The 630-nt window shown below is 42.4% G+C and carries 1 protein-coding gene; it reads left to right on the forward strand.

Annotation, left to right across the window (positions count from 1 at the left end; translation table 11 throughout):
• The coding region (locus AC0KTX_RS16805; protein WP_474253166.1) for an IS1634 family transposase at positions 1 to 548 on the forward strand (548 nt) is incomplete at its 5' end.
• Positions 549 to 630: the final 82 nt, after the last annotated feature.

Genomic DNA, 630 nt, shown 5'->3' on the forward strand with positions numbered 1-630 from the left:
TGTTAGAAAACCTTCAATCGAAGCTTGATGAACTCGGTCCATCTGGACTCGTCAAAAACCGTGCGTATTCCAAGTTTTTAACGATAGAAAAAGCATCGGCCAAAATTGATGAAGAGAAGGTATCCAATGACGAAAAGTTTGACGGAAAGTACGCCATTCGGACCAACTCGTCATTAACGGATGAAGAGGCAGCACTTGCCTATAAAGAGTTGTGGAGAGTGGAACAAGCCTTTCGTAACCTGAAGTCGAATCTAGAACTTCGCCCGATGTACCATCGAGTGGAATCTCGTATTCGAGGCCATATCATGGTTTGTTTCCTTGCGCTTGTCATGGAATCCTTTTTGGCCTATAAGCTAAAAGAAATAGGATGCCAAACAAGTGTAAAGGATATTTTGCATGATGTAAGCCAGATGAAGGCCTCGAAAATACGCGTGAATGGTGAAGAGCAAATCGTTCGTACAGAATTACAAGGTCAAGCAAATCTAGCATTTGAAGCACTTGTCACACAAGCGCCTCCTAGAGTATTAGAAAAAAACACGTGCCACTAACAAGTGTAGTGGTACGTGTTGTGGGTAAAGTCCAAAACACCAGTATTTTCGGGCTTTTCTTTAGTGTACTCTGTCAAACTTG

The organism is Aeribacillus sp. JST-2 (assembly GCF_056032925.1).